At 72.4% G+C, this 15,368-nt stretch carries 13 protein-coding genes; 10 read left to right on the top strand and 3 right to left on the bottom strand.

Features of this window, described 5'->3' with window-relative positions; genetic code table 11:
• The first annotated feature begins 22 nt into the window (after nucleotides 1–22).
• From IEY71_RS16680 to IEY71_RS16665, 4 genes are read left to right on the top strand one after another with little or no spacing between them, the layout of a single operon-like run.
• Nucleotides 23–835, top strand: coding sequence for an ABC transporter ATP-binding protein (locus IEY71_RS16680; RefSeq protein ID WP_189086501.1), 813 nt, complete (start codon nucleotides 23–25; stop codon nucleotides 833–835).
• On the top strand, nucleotides 832–1,524 hold the full coding sequence (locus tag IEY71_RS16675) for an ABC transporter permease (RefSeq protein ID WP_189086500.1): 693 nt from the start codon (nucleotides 832–834) through the stop codon (nucleotides 1,522–1,524). Before IEY71_RS16680 ends, IEY71_RS16675 begins: the two co-directional genes overlap by 4 nt.
• The gene (locus tag IEY71_RS16670; RefSeq protein ID WP_189086499.1) at nucleotides 1,521–2,264 is read left to right on the top strand and encodes an ABC transporter permease; all 744 of its coding nucleotides are present in this window, start codon (nucleotides 1,521–1,523) and stop codon (nucleotides 2,262–2,264) included. Before IEY71_RS16675 ends, IEY71_RS16670 begins: the two co-directional genes overlap by 4 nt.
• The gene (locus IEY71_RS16665) at nucleotides 2,261–3,190 is read left to right on the top strand and encodes an ABC transporter substrate-binding protein (RefSeq protein ID WP_189086498.1); all 930 of its coding nucleotides are present in this window, start codon (nucleotides 2,261–2,263) and stop codon (nucleotides 3,188–3,190) included. Before IEY71_RS16670 ends, IEY71_RS16665 begins: the two co-directional genes overlap by 4 nt.
• A gap of 33 nt (nucleotides 3,191–3,223) precedes the next feature.
• Here the strand turns inward: IEY71_RS16665 and IEY71_RS16660 are convergent, their stop codons facing one another.
• The 3 genes from IEY71_RS16660 to IEY71_RS16650 form a co-directional block, all read right to left on the bottom strand.
• The gene (locus IEY71_RS16660) at nucleotides 3,224–3,988 is read right to left on the bottom strand and encodes a DedA family protein (RefSeq protein ID WP_189086497.1); all 765 of its coding nucleotides are present in this window, start codon (nucleotides 3,986–3,988) and stop codon (nucleotides 3,224–3,226) included.
• 108 nt (nucleotides 3,989–4,096) lie between these two features.
• On the bottom strand, nucleotides 4,097–5,023 hold the full coding sequence (locus IEY71_RS16655) for a M56 family metallopeptidase (protein WP_189086496.1): 927 nt from the start codon (nucleotides 5,021–5,023) through the stop codon (nucleotides 4,097–4,099).
• Between the two features lie 2 nt (nucleotides 5,024–5,025).
• On the bottom strand, nucleotides 5,026–5,403 hold the full coding sequence (locus tag IEY71_RS16650) for a BlaI/MecI/CopY family transcriptional regulator (RefSeq protein WP_189086495.1): 378 nt from the start codon (nucleotides 5,401–5,403) through the stop codon (nucleotides 5,026–5,028).
• A gap of 122 nt (nucleotides 5,404–5,525) precedes the next feature.
• On the opposite strand from IEY71_RS16650, the gene IEY71_RS16645 reads away from it, so the two are divergent.
• The 6 genes from IEY71_RS16645 (at nucleotide 5,526) to leuS (ending at nucleotide 15,365) form a co-directional block, all read left to right on the top strand.
• Nucleotides 5,526–6,938, top strand: coding sequence for a cytochrome ubiquinol oxidase subunit I (locus IEY71_RS16645; protein ID WP_189086494.1), 1,413 nt, complete (start codon nucleotides 5,526–5,528; stop codon nucleotides 6,936–6,938).
• A gap of 12 nt (nucleotides 6,939–6,950) precedes the next feature.
• Nucleotides 6,951–7,955 carry a cytochrome d ubiquinol oxidase subunit II gene (gene cydB, locus IEY71_RS16640; RefSeq protein WP_189086493.1) on the top strand — a complete coding sequence of 335 codons (1,005 nt, stop codon included), beginning with the start codon at nucleotides 6,951–6,953 and terminating at the stop codon, nucleotides 7,953–7,955.
• A 1-nt stretch (nucleotide 7,956) separates the two neighbouring features.
• Nucleotides 7,957–9,603 carry a thiol reductant ABC exporter subunit CydD gene (cydD, locus tag IEY71_RS16635; protein WP_189086492.1) on the top strand — a complete coding sequence of 549 codons (1,647 nt, stop codon included), beginning with the start codon at nucleotides 7,957–7,959 and terminating at the stop codon, nucleotides 9,601–9,603.
• On the top strand, nucleotides 9,590–11,260 hold the full coding sequence (gene cydC, locus IEY71_RS16630; protein ID WP_268243573.1) for a thiol reductant ABC exporter subunit CydC: 1,671 nt from the start codon (nucleotides 9,590–9,592) through the stop codon (nucleotides 11,258–11,260). The genes cydD and cydC overlap by 14 nt, the downstream gene beginning before the upstream one ends.
• Nucleotides 11,261–11,320: 60 nt before the next feature.
• A complete protein-coding gene (gene pabB / locus IEY71_RS16625; protein WP_189086491.1) occupies nucleotides 11,321–12,712 on the top strand; it encodes an aminodeoxychorismate synthase component I in 1,392 nt (463 codons plus the stop codon).
• A gap of 76 nt (nucleotides 12,713–12,788) precedes the next feature.
• Nucleotides 12,789–15,365: a leucine--tRNA ligase gene (leuS, locus tag IEY71_RS16620; RefSeq protein ID WP_229781814.1), complete on the top strand. Its 2,577-nt coding sequence runs from the start codon at nucleotides 12,789–12,791 to the stop codon at nucleotides 15,363–15,365.
• Nucleotides 15,366–15,368 lie beyond the last annotated feature (3 nt).

The following is a 15,368-nucleotide window of genomic DNA, read 5'->3' as shown; positions in this document are numbered from 1 at the left end:
ACCGGGCGGGGGAGAGCGATACATGATCGAGTTCCGCGGCGTCACCAAGCAGTATCCGGACGGCACGGTCGCGGTCGGCGGTGTGGACCTCGTCGTCCCGCCCCGCACGACCACGGTCCTCGTCGGCACCTCCGGCTCCGGCAAGACCACGCTGCTGCGCATGATCAACCGGATGGTGGATCCGACTGACGGGGCCGTGCTCATCGACGGCACCGACGTCGCCACGGTCGACCCGGTGCGCCTGCGCCGCTCGATCGGCTACGTCATGCAGAACTCGGGCCTCCTGCCGCATCGCACCGTGCTCGACAACGTCATGACGGTGCCGCTGCTGAAGGGGACGCGCCGCCAGCCGGCGCGGGCCAGGGCCATGGAGCTGCTCGAGACGGTCGGACTGGATGCCTCGCTGGCGCAGAAGTACCCGGCGCAGCTCTCCGGCGGGCAGCAGCAGCGCGTCGGCGTCGCCCGCGGCCTCGCCGCCGATCCCAACATCCTGCTCATGGACGAGCCGTTCGGCGCCGTCGACCCGCTGGTGCGGCAGGAGCTCCAGCAGGAGCTCCGGCGGCTCCAGCGCGAGCTCGGCAAGACGGTCGTCTTCGTCACCCACGACATCGACGAGGCGTTCCTCCTCGGCGATCAGGTGGTGCTGCTCCGCACCGGCGGCAAGGTGGTGCAGTCCGGCGAACCGGCGGAGTTCCTGGCGAGCCCGGCCGACGACTTCGTCAGCGGCTTCGTGGGCGCCGACCGCGGCCGGCGCCGCCTGCGGCTCGAGGAGGTCGACGGCCGACGCGTCGTCGTCGACGAGGACGGCCGGCCGGCGGGAGTCCTCGAACCGTGAACTGGCTCGTCCAGAACCTGGGCCTCGTCGGCGAGCTGCTGCTCGTCCACCTCGCACTGTCGGTGCCGGCGATCATACTGAGCTTCGTGATCGCGATCCCGATCGGCTACCTGGCGCACCGGCAACGGTGGGCCAGAGGCGTGCTGCTCACGCTCTGCGGGGTGCTCTACGCGATCCCCTCGCTGGCGCTGTTCATCGCCCTGCCGGCGATCACCGGCTTCGGCATCCGCTCGCCGCTGAACCTCGTCGTCGCGCTGACGCTCTACGGCATCGCGGTCATGGTGCGCACGGCCGCCGACGCCTTCGACGCGGTCTCGCCCGACACCCGCCTCGCGGCCACCGCCATGGGGTACTCCGCCGTCGGCCGGTTCTGGGCCGTCGAGCTGCCGCTCGCCGGCCCCGTGCTGCTCGCCGGGCTCCGCGTGGTGATCGTCAGCACGGTGAGCCTCGTCACGGTCGGCGCCGTGATCGGGGTGCAGAGCCTCGGCAGCCTGTTCACCGACGGCTTCCAGCGGGGCATCGTGGCCGAGATCGTCACGGGCATCGTCGCGACGATGGTGCTCGCGCTCGCCCTCGACGCGCTGAGCGTGCTCGCCGGCCGGCTGCTGTTGCCCTGGTCGCGGCGCGCCGCCCCGAGCCGGCGCAGTTCGGCGCAGGCCGTCCCGATCGAGGCGGGTGAGCCGGCATGAACCTCTTCGCCGACGCGATCGCCTGGCTCCTCGACCCGGCGAACTGGGGCGGGCCGAGCGGCATCAGCGCGCGCCTGCTGCAGCACCTGGCGGTCTCGGCCGTCGTGCTCGTCATCGCGGCCGTCATCGCGCTGCCGATCGGCGGGCTGATCGGCCACACCGGTCGCGGCAAGCAGCTCGCCGTGATGGTGTCGGGCGGGCTCCGCGCCCTGCCCACGCTCGGCGTGCTGACGCTGTTCGGGCTCTGGCTCGGCATCGGCCTGCGCGCCCCCGTGCTCGCGCTCGTCATCCTCGCCATCCCGCCGCTGCTCGCGGGCGCCTACGCGGGCTTCGAATCGGTCGACCGCCGCACGGTCGACGCGGCCAGGGCGATGGGCATGCGCGAGACGCAGATCGTCGGCAAGGTCGAGCTGCCCATCGGCATGCCGATCGTGGTGGGCGGCATCCGCTCGGCGGCGCTGCAGGTCATCGCCACCGCGATGCTCGCCGCCTACCTGGCCGACGTCGGCCTCGGTCGTTTCATCTTCGAGGGGTTGAAGACGCGCGACTACGCGCAGATGCTCGGCGCCTCACTCCTCGTCATCCTGCTCGCCCTCGTCGTCGACGGCGCGTTCGCCATCCTGCAGCGCCTCGTCACTCCGACCGGGGTGCGCCTCGCCCGCTCCGCCCGCACGGGCGGCAAGCCGGTCCGCACGCGCACCGCTGCCCGACGCACCATCACCGAAGGGAATCCAGTATGAACACGGCACGCACCACCCTCCGCATCGCCCTGGCGGCCGTCGCCGTCGGCGCGATGACCGCCCTCGCCGGCTGCGCCTCCGGCGGCGACCCGCTCGACGAGTCGTCCTCGCCGGGCGGCTCCGGGGGCGACACCGTCGTCATCGGCTCGCAGGACTACTACTCGAACGAGATCATCGCCGAGCTCTACGCGCAGGCGCTGGAGGAGAACGGCTTCACGGTCGACCGCCAGTTCCGCATCGGGCAGCGCGAGGTCTACATGCCCGAGATCGAGGACGGCTCGATCGACGTCTTCCCCGAGTACACGGGCAACCTGCTGCAGTTCTTCGAGCCCGACACCACGGCGACGACGAGCGACGACGTCTACACCGCCCTCGAGGGCGCGCTGCCCGACGGGCTGCGCGTGCTCGAGCAGTCGCCCGCCACCGACCAGGACTCGTACAACGTCACCAAGACGTTCTCCGAGACCAACAATGTGAAGAGCCTGGCCGACCTCAAGAACGTCACCACGCAGATCACGCTCGGCGGCAACTCCGAGCTGGCGACCCGGCCCTACGGGCCGGAGGGCCTGAAGTCGGTCTACGGGGTCGATGTGGCGTTCACGCCGATCGAGGACAACGGCGGCCCGCTCACCCTGAAGGCGCTCGTCGACGACCAGGTGCAGATGGTCAACATCTTCAGCGCCGACCCCAACATCGCCGCGAACGACCTCGTGACGCTGGACGACCCCGAGGGGCTCTTCCTCGCCTCGAACGTCGTGCCTGTGGTGAGCGAGAAGGTCACCGACGAGATGGCGAAGGTCATCGACACGGTGAGCGCCGCGCTCACCCCCGAGGACCTCGTCGCGCTGAACTCGCTGAGCGTCAACGAGCAGCAGTCGGCCGCGCAGATCGCGAAGGACTGGCTGGCCGAGAAGGCGCTGTTCTAAGACTCGGTTCCGCAGAGGGGTCGGAACGTCGGGCTACGCCCGGGGCTCCGGCCCCTCGGTCGTGCGCCGGCTCGCCTCGCCGTCGCGGAGCGCCGCGTCGGCGGGGCTCGCATCGGCCGGAACGGCGTCGGTGGGGGCCACGTCGCCCGGGTCTGCGTCGGCTGCCTCGAGGTGGCGGGCCTCCGAGCGCAGGAGCAGCTTCTTCGCGATCCAGACGACGATGAGGAAGACCGCGATGACGGCGACGAAGACGTAGCCGGCCCAGTGGAGTTCGCGGCTGAGCTCTCGGTAGCTGCCCGCCGCCACCCAGCCGACCGTCGTGTACGCGGCGGCCCAGATCGCGCACGCGGGCGCGGTCCAGGCGAGGAAGCGGCGATAGCTCATCGTGCTCATGCCGACGGTGAGCGGCACGAGCGAGTGCAGCACCGGCAGGAAGCGCGAGATGAACACCGCGGGCCCGCCTCGCCGGTCGAGGTAGCGCTGGGCGCGCTGCCAGTTCGCCTCGCCGATGCGCCGGCCGAGCCGCGAGTGCTGGATGCGCGGGCCGAACCAGCGGCCCAGCACGAAGCCGATCGTCTCGCCGAGCAGCGCACCGACGATGACCGTGAGGAGCATCGCCACGTACTGCGTGCCGTCCTCGATCGCCGTCGAGGCGACGATCACGACCGTGTCGCCGGGCACGATGAGGCCGATGAGCACCGAGGTCTCGAGCATGATGCCGATCCCCGCCAGCACGGTGCGCAGCACCGGGTCCACGCTCTGGACGGTGTCGAGGATCCAATCGAGCAGCTCGTTCATCGTCACCGAGCCTACGGGCCGTGGCTGGGGAGGACATCCGACCAGGGAGTGATCACGCGGGCGTGCGCCCCGTACCGCGGAGTGAGATCGCGGCGGGACGGCCCGGCCTCAGCGGAGGATCGCGATCATCGAGACGATGGGCGTCGCGACGAGGATGACCGCGGTCGCGACGATGCCCACGCGCTCGACGAGCGGCAGCGGCTGGATCGGCTCGTCCAAGCGGCGAAGCCGCGCCTCCAGCAGGTCCGGGTCGGGTCGGACCCCGCCGGCGTCCGCGTAGGCGAAGGGCTCCGCGTCGGCGCCGAGGCGTTCCGCCGCCCGACGCAGCGGCTCGGCCCCGGTCGTGCGCCGGGCGCCGTCGTCGGCGAGCATCTCCGTCAGGGTCGACACGGCGCGCTCGGCGCGGTTCGCGATCGGGAACCAGGGCAGCGCGCTGTGCCAGGCCCGGAACGACAGCAGCACGAGGTGGTGCAGCTGCTCGAGATGGGTGCGCTCGTGCGCGACGACCGCGGCGAGCTCGTCGTCCTCGAGCGCGCCGATGAGGCCGTCGGTGAGCACCGTCGCCGTGCGCAGGCCGGGCACGCAGTACGCGAGGGGCACCGGGTGGGCGAGCACGCGGGTTCCGGGCTGGCCGGGCAGCGGCTCGCTCAGCAGATCGATGAGCTGGTGCTGGCGCCGCCGCTCCCGCTCGGCCGAGACCGCGGTGAGGGCGAGGTTCAGGGCGAGGTGCACCGCGAGTCCCGCGGCGAGCGTGAGGGCGGCGATCTCGAACACGCCGTAGTGCTCGGGGATCGGGCCGTCGACGAGATGGGGGAGCAGGTCCTCGAGTCCGGCGAGGAGCGAGCCGGAGGCGGAGGCGCCGAAGGCGAGGAGGCTCCCGATCATGGCGAGACCGCCGGCGAGGGCGATCGCCTGCCAGAGGGCGAGGGCGAGGGCGGGAGCCCGGGCCGGCCATGCGGCGCTCGCGAGGGCGAGCGGGGCCGGCCACGCGAGGGTGATCGCGAGGGCCGCGAGCACGGCCGCGACGACGAGCATGGTCAGTGCCGGGCGCTGAGCTCGTCGAGGAGGCGGCGGAGGGTCTGCGCCTCGCCGGCGGTCACGGTGCCGACGAAGCGTGCGAGTGCGCCGGCGCGGTCGTGCGAGGAGTCGAGCACCTCGTGCATGAGCTCCGCGGTGTGCTCGGCGCGGCTGAGCAGCGCGCGGTAGCGGTGCGGGCGCTGGTCGCGCGAGCGGGAGACGAAGCCCTTGCGCTCGAGGCGGGACAGCACGGTGAGCACCGTCGTCGTCGCGGGGGAACGGCCGCTGTCGGAACCGGTCAGCACGAGCCGGTCCCGCAGCTCATTGGCCGTGAGTGCGGCGTCGCTCGTCCAGAGCTCTTCCATCACCGCTCGTTCGAGCTCGCCAAGACCTGCCATTGCTTCATCGTACTGCGTGACTTGCACTTCTTCTACATCGAGTAGAAGAATGGATGGCGCAGGCTTCTACGAGGTGTAGAAGTCATCCGCTCGGGCCCGGACGGCCGCGAAGGGGGCACCCTGTGAATGATCTGCTCGATCCGCTCTTGCTGGCCAGGTGGCAGTTCGGTCTGACCACCGTCTACCACTTCCTGTTCGTCCCGCTCACGATCGGCCTCGCCACGACGACGGCGATCTTCCAGACCGCCTGGGTGCGCACGGCGAAGGTCGAGTACCTGCGCATCACCAGGTTCTTCGGCTCGATCTTCCTCATCAACTTCGCGATGGGCGTCGTCACCGGCATCGTGCAGGAGTTCCAGTTCGGCATGAACTGGTCGGAGTACTCCCGCTTCGTCGGCGACATCTTCGGCGCCCCGCTCGCGCTCGAGGGCCTGCTCGCCTTCTTCCTCGAGGCGACGTTCATCGGCCTCTGGATCTTCGGCTGGAACCGCTTGCCGCAGAAGCTGCACCTCGCCACCATCTGGGTGACCGCGGTCGGCTCGATCGTCTCGGCGTACTTCATCATCGCCGCGAACGCGTGGATGCAGAACCCCGTCGGCTTCGAGGTGAACGCCGAGCGAGGCCGGGCCGAGCTCGTCGACATCTGGGCCGTGCTGTCGAACCCCGTGGCCCTCGCCGCCTTCCCGCACACGATCGCCGCGGCCTTCATGGTGTCCTCGGGCCTCATCATCACCGCAGCCGCGTGGCACCTCTCGCGCAACCAGCACCTCGACACCATGCGCCCCGCCCTGAAGTTCGGGCTCTGGGCGATGGTCGTCTCCGGCGCGCTGACCACCTTCTTCGGCGATCAGCTGAGCCTCGCGATGGTCGCAACGCAGCCGATGAAGATGGCCGCGGCCGAAGCCACCTACGACACCGTGTGCGGCGCGGACGCCTCCTTCTCGATCTTCACGCTCGGGACGCCGGACGGCACGAACGAGCTCTTCTCGATCCGCGTCCCGTATCTCCTGTCGCTGCTGTCGACGCACAGCCTCGACGGCTGCGTCGAGGGCATCAACGATCTGCAGGCCCAGTACACCGAGCTCTGGGGCCCCGGCGACTACACGCCGATCATCTGGGTCACCTACTGGGCGTTCCGCTGGATGATCGGGCTCGGCATGGCGCACGTCCTCGTCGCCGTCGTGGGGCTCTGGCTCACCCGCAAGGGGCGGATGCCGAAGCAGAAGTGGGTGTGGAAGGTCGCGATCTGGAGCTTCCCGCTCTCGCTCGGCGCCATGATCGTCGGCTGGGTCTTCACGGAGATGGGCCGGCAGCCCTGGATCGTCTTCAGCCAGATGTTCACGGAGTCGGCCGTGTCGCCCAACGTCACCGGCCTCGACGTGCTCATCTCTCTGACCGCCTTCACGCTGATCTACGGCATCCTCGCCGTCGTCGAAGTGCGCCTCATCATCCGCGCCGTCAGGAAGGGACCGCCCGAGATCGGCGCCCCCGACCCCGAGACCGGACGCGTCGAGCAGCCCTCGACGGTCTACTAGAAGGAGTTCGTCATGGATCTCGCCGTGCTCTGGTTCTGGATCGTCGCCTTCCTCTTCGTCGGCTACTTCGTGCTCGACGGCTTCGACTTCGGCGTCGGCATGACCATGCCCTTCCTCGCGAAGGACGACACCGACCGCCGGGTCATGATCAACACGATCGGCCCCGTCTGGGATCTCAACGAGACCTGGGTGATCGTCGCGGGCGCTGCGCTCTTCGCGGCGTTCCCCGAGTGGTACGCGACGCTGTTCTCCGGCTTCTACCTCGCGCTGCTGCTCATCCTGCTCGCGCTCATCGCCCGCGGCGTCTCGTTCGAGTACCGGCACCAGCGGCCCGAGTCGCAGTGGAAGGCCTGGTTCGACCGGATGATCATCGTCGGCTCGGCCGTGCCGGCACTGCTCTGGGGCGTCGCGTTCGCGAACATCGTGCAGGGCGTGCCGCTCGACGCCGATCACAACTACACGGGGACGCTGTTCGATCTGCTGAACCCGTACGCCCTGCTCGGCGGCGCCACGACGCTGCTGCTGTTCTTCACGCACGGCGCCGTCTTCATCGCGCTGAAGACCGAGGGCGAGCTGCGGGCCCGCGCCAAGCGGCTCGCGACGAGGGCGGGCGTCATCACGATCGTCGTCGCCGCGGCGTTCCTGCTGTGGACGGGCGTCGCGCAGGGCTCCGCTTGGTTCTGGGGGCTGGCGGCCGTGGCGGCCGTCGCGCTCATCGGCGGGGTGCTCGCGAACACGCGCGGGAAGGAGGGCCTGGCCTTCGGGCTCATGGCGCTCACGATCGCGGCCGCCGTGGTCGGGCTCTTCGCCGCGCTCTTCCCCGAGGTGATGCCCGCGTCCAACGACCCGGCGAACAGCCTCACGATCGCGAACGCCTCGAGCACGCCCTATACGCTCACCTTCATGAGCTGGACCGCGCTGATCTTCCTGCCGCTCGTGCTCGCGTACCAGGCATGGACGTACTGGATCTTCCGCAAGCGCGTGACCAGGCAGACGATCGAGGCGGCCGCGCACTGACGTGAAACCGCTCGACCCACGCCTCATCCGGCGCTCCGGCGCCGCCCGCGGCTTCCTCGCCGCGGGCGGCGCGGTCGCGCTCGTCCAGGCCGTCGCCGTCATCGGCTTCGCCTACGGGCTCGCCCGGATCGTCACCGACCTCGTCTCGGGCGTCCCCCTGACGGAACTCGGCTGGGCGATGCTGCTGCTCGTCGGCTGCGTGCTCGTGCGCGCGCTCGCGGCGTGGGTGTGGGAGTGGTCCGGCGCCGCCGGGGCGGTGCGGGTGAAAGCGGAGCTCCGCCGGGCCGTGCTCGAGTCGGTCGACCGCGGCGCGGGCGAGCCGGGCGGCACGGGGCGCCTCGCCACGCTGCTCGGCCCGGGGCTCGACGCCCTCGACGACTACTTCGGCCGGTACCTCCCGCAGCTCGTGCTCACGGTGGTCGCGATGCCGATCCTGCTCGTCGCGGTCTGGCTCGCCGACCCGCTCTCCGGGCTCATCCTCGTCATCGTGCTGCCCCTGTTGCCGATCTTCATGGCGCTCATCGGCTTGGCCACCAAGCAGGTGCAGCAGCGCCAGTGGGAGGGCCTGCAGCAGCTCTCGACCGCCTTCCTCGAGATCGTCGGCGGCCTGTCGACGCTCGTGGTGTTCAATCGCGCGGAGCGCCAGCTGGGCCGCATCCGGCGCGCGACCGACGCCTACCGCGGCAAGACGATGCGCGTGCTGCGGGTGACCTTCCTCTCCGGCTTCGTGCTCGAGTTCGGGGCCAGCCTGTCGATCGCGCTCGTCGCCGTCTCCATCGGCCTGCGTCTCGTCTCCGGCGAGATGGGGCTGTTCGCCGGACTCTTCGTGCTCGTGCTCGCGCCGGAGGTGTTCCTGCCGCTGCGGAACGTGGGCGCCGCCTTCCACGCCTCGACCGAGGGGCTCGAGGCCTCCGGCGAGGCGCTCGACCGCATCGAGGCGGGGGAGCGGGCGGATGCCTCGGCCGTGCGCGCCGCGACCATGCAGGCCTCGGCGACGTCCGGCGCGGACGGCGGCGCGGCGCTCCGGCTGGAGCGGTTCGCCGCGCTGCGCGACGGCCGCGCCGTCGCCGCCCCAGTGGACCTCGAACTGGCGCCGGGGGAGGTGGTCGCGCTCGTCGGACCGAGCGGTGCGGGCAAGTCGAGTCTCATCGCCGCGCTGCTCGGCTTCGCCGAGGCGGACGGCGAGGCCTGGGTCGACGGCGTGCCCGCGGGACCCGCGGCCAGGCCGCGCGCGGCCTGGGCGGGCCAGCAGCCGCTGCTCCGCGCCGGCACCGTCGCGTCGAACATCCGGCTCGGCAGCGAGCGCGCGCCCGAGGCGCTGCTCGAGGAGGCGATCGCCGAGCTCGCCGTGGGGCTCGACCCCGCGCACCTTGTCGGCCCCGAGGGGGTGGGCCTCTCCGGCGGGCAGCAGCAGCGGGTCGCGGTCGCCCGCGCCTGGCACCGGGTGCGCGCCGAAGGGCTGCGGCTGCTGATCCTCGACGAGCCGAGCTCGGCGCTCGACGCCGACCACGAGGCCCGGCTCGCGGCCGCAGTGCGCCGGCTCGCGGACGACGGCACCGCGGTGCTCGTCGCGAGCCACCGCCCCGCGCTCGTCGCGGCCGCCGACCGCACCGTCGAGCTTCGGGAGGCCGCCCGTGTCGCGCACTGATCCCGCCACCCGTCGCGCGCTGCGCGAGGCGATGCCGCCGCTCCCGCGGCTCCTGCCCGCGGTGCTCGCCGGCATCGCCTCCGGCGGCTCCGCGGTCGCGCTGCTCGCCGCGAGCGCCTGGCTGATCACCCGGGCGGCCGAGCAGCCGCCGATCCTCTTCCTCTCCCTCGGCATCGTCGGGGTGCGCGCGTTCGCGCTCTCGCGCGCCGTCTTCCGCTACCTCGAACGCCTCGCGGGGCACGATGCGGCGTTCCGGCAGCTCGCCGCGGTGCGGGCGGGAGTGTACGAGCGGATGCTCCCCGTGGCACCCGACGGGGTCCCCGCCACCCGCGGCGGCGAACTGCTCGCCCGCTTCGTCGGAGACGTCGACGAGCTGCAGAACCTCGCGCTCCGCGTGGTGCAGCCGGTCGTGAGCGCGCTCGTCGTGCTCGTCGCCGCGGTGACGGGCATCGCCTTCCTCGCGCCCGGTGCGGCGGCCGGGCTCGCCCTCGTGCTCGTGGCCGGCATCGGCCTCGCGCTCCTCGCCCAGCACCGCGCGGGCGCGCGGGCCGACCGCGAACTCGCCCCGCTGCGCGGTCGGCTCCAGCAGGCGGTCGTCGAGCACCTCCGCACCAGGGAGCTGCTCGTCGCCTACGGCGCCGCGGACGCCGACCTCGACCGCATCGACGGCTTCGCCCGGGAGCTCGGACGCGTCTCGCGGGCGCGCGCGGTCGCCGCCGGCGCCGTGGCCGCCGCGGTGGCGGCCATGGGCGGCATCGGCGCGGCCGTCGCGATCTGGCTCGCCGCCCCCGTGCTCTCGAGCGGCGGGATCGACGGACCGACGCTCGCGATCCTCGCGCTCGTGCCGCTCGCCGTCGCCGAGGTGGCCGCGGCGATCCCGCCGGCGGCCGCGGCCTGGCGGGTCGCGCGCTCGGCGGCGGAGCGGGTCGCCCTCGCGGTGCCCGCCGAGGTGCCGCCGGAGCTCCCGGTGCCGGCCGTCGCGCCGCGCGCGCTGCCCGACCGTGGCGCGGCACCCCGGCTCGAACTCCGCGGCGTGCACGCCGACTGGCCTGGCGCCACCGGTCACGACCGGCCGAACGCGCTCCCGGCGGTCGATCTGGACCTGGGACCGGGGGAGCGCCTGCTCGTCAGAGGCCCGAGCGGCAGCGGCAAGACGACGCTCGCCCACGTGCTCGTGCGCTTCCTCGAGTACGGCGGCTCCTACCGCGTCGACGGCGTCGAGGCGCGCGAGCTCGACGCTCACCGGCTGCGCGACCGCATCGGACTCGTCGAGCAGCGGCCCTGGCTCTTCGACGAGTCGATCCGGCAGAACCTGATCTTCGCCCGCGATACCGCGAGCGACGCCGAGCTCGAGGAGGTGGTCGAGCGCGTCGGCCTCGGCGGGTGGATGCGCGAACGCGGCGGCCTCGACGCGCCGGTCGGGGAGCGCGGCGCACTCGTGTCCGGCGGACAGGCCCATCGCATCGCGCTGGCGAGGGCGATGCTCGCCGACTTCGACGTCCTCGTCCTCGACGAGCCGACCGCGAGCGTCGACCGTGCCCGGGCGGACGCGCTGCTCGCCGAGCTGCTCGACGCGGCATCCGGTCGCTCCGTCGTGCTCATCTCGCACACGCCGGTCGCGGCGGGGCTCGTCGACCGGGAGCTCGTGCTCGGCTGAGCCGCGCGCGCAGCGCGGGAGCGGGCGCGGCGCGGGCCGCGTGCGCCGTAGGCTGAGGGGATGCCCCGACGCCTCCGTCGCCGACCGCTGCCCGGGTGGCGCGACCCGGAGCTCGTGCACCGCGAGCTCGCCGCCGACGCCCCGGTCTCGGCCTGGCTCGACTCCGGCATCGACGCGAGCTCGGGCACGAGCGTCATCGCCGTGCCGCGGGACGGCGCGGCGATCCTCGTCGCCGACGACGCGACGCCGCCTGCGGCCGTCTTCACGAGGCTCCGCGCCGAGCTGGCTGATCCCCTCGACGGCGACGGCGACGCGGCCGCGACCCCGCTCGGCTGGATCGGCTGGTTCGGCTACGAGTTCGGCGCCCGCGCGCTGGCGTTGCCCGCCGCGTCCACCGGATCGCCGGCGGCCGCCCTCTTCTTCGCCGAGCGCGCCGTGGTCTTCGACCACGGCGCCCGCACGATGCGGCTCGAGTGGCTCGAGGACGGGGCGGATCCCGGCCTCGTCGCGGCCCAGGCATCCTGGGCCGAGCGCACCGCGGCGGCCATCGCCGCGCTGCCCGAGGCGACGCCCGACCTCGATCCCGCCCCCGCCGGGCCCGCTCGCGTGGCCCGGCCCCGCTGGCGGCACTCCCCGGCGGCGTACCGGCGACGCATCCGCGCCTGCCAGGAGGCGATCGCCCGCGGCGACGCCTACCAGCTCTGCCTCACCAACCGGATCGACGTCGACGGCCGGTTCGACCCCGTCGAGCTGTACCGGCGACTGCGCCGCACGAGCCGCAGCCACCACGGCGGGCTGCTCCGCTTCGAGGGCACCGCCCTCGTCAGCGCCTCGCCCGAGCAGTTCCTGCTCGTCGAGCCCGGCGGACTCGTCTCGACGAAGCCGATGAAGGGCACCCGGCCCCGGCATCCCGACCCGGACCGTGACGCGGCCCTCCGCGCGGAGCTGCTCGCGAGCGAGAAGGAGCGCGCCGAGAACCTCATGATCGTCGACCTGATGCGCAACGACCTCTCGCGCGTCGCCGAGCTCGGCAGTGTGCGCGTGAGCGGCCTGCACACGGTCGAGGAGTACCCGCACGTGCACCAGCTCGTCTCCACCGTCTCCGCGCGGCTGCGACCCGGGCTCGGCGCCGTCGACGCCGTCGCCGCGGCGTTCCCCGCCGGCTCGATGACCGGGGCTCCGAAGGAGAGCGCCATGCGCATCCTGCACGAGCTCGAGGCCGGGGAGCGCGGCGTCTACTCGGGCGCCTTCGGCACGCTCTCCGTCGACGGCGGCGCCGATCTCGCCATGGTGATCCGCTCGATCGTCGTGACCCCCGAGGGCGCCTCGATCGGCACCGGCGGCGGCATCACCGCGCTCTCGGTGCCCGAGGAGGAGGTCGAGGAGACCCGGGTCAAGGCCCGGGCGCTGCTCGACGCCCTCGGCGCCGCCCCCGACGCCGCGATCGAATAGGCTGGAACCTCGCACCGAGCGCGCTTCCGTCGCGCCCGCGATCCCACCCCCGCAGATACGCACGATTGAGAGTCACGTGGTCAACGAGCAGGAATCCGTGCCGCGCCCCGACGCCGACGCCTACGACTTCGCCGCCATCCAGGAGAAGTGGCTTCCGGTGTGGGAGGAGCGCGAGCTCTTCCGCGCGGGCCGCGAGGGCGACACCCGCCCCCGCAAGTACGTGCTCGACATGTTCCCCTACCCCTCCGGCGACCTGCACATGGGCCACGCCGAGGCGTTCGGCTTCGGCGACATCTCCGCCCGCTACTGGCGCCACCAGGGCTTCGACGTGCTGCACCCGATCGGCTGGGACTCCTTCGGCCTCCCGGCCGAGAACGCCGCCATCAAGCGCGGCGCCGACCCGCGCGAGTGGACCTACGCGAACATCGCGCAGCAGAAGCGCTCGTTCCGTCAGTACGCGCCGAGCTTCGACTGGTCGCGCGAGCTGCACACGAGCGACCCCGAGTACTACAAGTGGAACCAGTGGCTGTTCCTGAAGCTCTACGAGCAGGGCATCGCCTACCGCAAGGCCGGCCAGGTCAACTGGTGCCCGAACGACCAGACGGTGCTCGCGAACGAGCAGGTCGTCGACGGGCGCTGCGAGCGCTGCGGCGCCGTCGTGACGAAGAAGGCGCTGACCCAGTGGTACTTCCGGGTCACGGACTACGCCGACCGGCTGCTCGACGACCTCAACCAGCTCGAGGGCACCTGGCCGTCGAAGGTCGTCTCGATGCAGCGCAACTGGATCGGCCGCTCCTCGGGCGCCGACGTCGAGTTCGAGATCGAGGGCCGCGACGAGCGCGTCACCGTGTTCACGACCCGTCCCGACACGCTGTACGGCGCGACCTTCATGGTCGTCGCCGTCGACTCCCCGCTCGCCGCGGAGCTCGCGGGCGGCGCCTCGGCCGAGGTGCAGCGCAACTTCGAGGGGTACCTCGAGTCCGTGCGCGCCGAGAGCGACATCGACCGGCTCGCGACCGACCGGCCGAAGACGGGCGTCTTCCTCGAGCGCTACGCGGTCAACCCGCTGAACGGCGAGCGCCTGCCGATCTGGGCGAGCGACTACGTGCTCGCCGACTACGGCCACGGCGCGATCATGGCCGTGCCCGCGCACGACCAGCGCGACCTCGACTTCGCCCGCGCCTTCGAGCTGCCGGTGCGCGTCGTCGTCGACACGAACGCGCCCGTGACGGGCGTCATCCCGGTCATCCCGACCGACGCCGACGGCAACGCGATCGAGCCCGACGACCTGCCCCCGCTCGACCCGGCCTCCACCGGCGTCGCGCTCACGGGCGAGGGCCGGCTGATCAACTCCGGGCCGCTCGACGGGCTGTCGAAGTCGAACGCCATCCGCCGGGCCATCGAAATCCTCGACGAGCGCGGCACCGGCCGCGCCGCGAAGAACTTCCGGCTGCGCGACTGGCTGATCTCCCGCCAGCGCTTCTGGGGCACACCCATCCCGATCATCCACTGCGCCGACTGCGGCGAGGTGCCCGTGCCCGAGTCCGAGCTGCCGGTGCGGCTGCCCGACGCGGCCGGCCTCGACCTGAAGCCGAAGGGCACGAGCCCGCTGGGCGCGGCCGAGGCGTGGGTCAACGTGGCCTGCCCGAAGTGCGGCGGCGCCGCCAAGCGCGACTCCGACACGATGGACACCTTCGTCGACAGCTCCTGGTACTACCTGCGTTACCTGAACGCGAACGACGACACGCGCGCCTTCGACCCGGCCGAGGCCGAGAAGTGGGCGCCCGTCGACCAGTACGTCGGCGGCGTCGAGCACGCGATCCTGCACCTGCTGTACTCCCGCTTCATCACGAAGGTGCTGTTCGACCTCGGCTACCTGCGCTTCACCGAGCCGTTCACCTCCCTGCTGAACCAGGGCATGGTGCTCATGGACGGCTCGAAGATGTCGAAGTCGAAGGGCAACCTCGTCGAGTTCGCCTCCGAGCTCGCCGCGCACGGCACCGACGCCCTCCGCGTCACGCTCGCGTTCGCCGGGCCGCCGGAGGACGACATCGACTGGGCCGACGTGTCGCCGGTCGGCTCCGCGAAGTTCCTCGCTCGCGCGTGGCGCGTCGCGCACGACGTGACGAGCGCCCCCGAGGTCGACTGGTCGACGGGCGACCGCGCGCTGCGGCGCGCCTCGCACCGACTGCTGGCGGATGCCCCGGGGCTGGCCGAGTCGTACAAGTTCAACGTCATCGTCGCCCGCCTGATGGAGCTCGTGAACCTGACCCGCAAGGCGATCGACCAGGGCCCCGGCCCGGCCGACGCCGCGGTGCGCGAGGCCGCCGAGGTGACCGCGATGATCCTCGACCTGTTCGCGCCGTTCACGGCGGAGGACATGTGGCAGCGGCTCGGCTACGAGCCCTCGGTGGCGCTCGTGCCCTGGCGCAAGGCCGACCCGGCGCTGCTCGTGGAGGATCAGGTCACCGCGATCGTGCAGGTCGACGGCAAGGTGCGCGACCGGCTGGAGGTCTCGCCGAAGGTGTCCGCCGACGAGCTGGAGCGTCTCGCGCGCGACTCGGTCGCGGTGACGCGGGCGATCGGCGAGCGCGAGATCGTGAACGTCATCGTGCGCGCGCCGAAGCTCGTCAACATCGCCACGCGGGGGTAGGTC

This window comes from Agromyces mediolanus (assembly GCF_014648575.1).
Lineage (GTDB): Bacteria > Actinomycetota > Actinomycetes > Actinomycetales > Microbacteriaceae > Agromyces > Agromyces mediolanus.
Note: the sequence above shows the minus strand (reverse complement) of the source record. Positions and strands in the feature narration are given on the sequence as shown.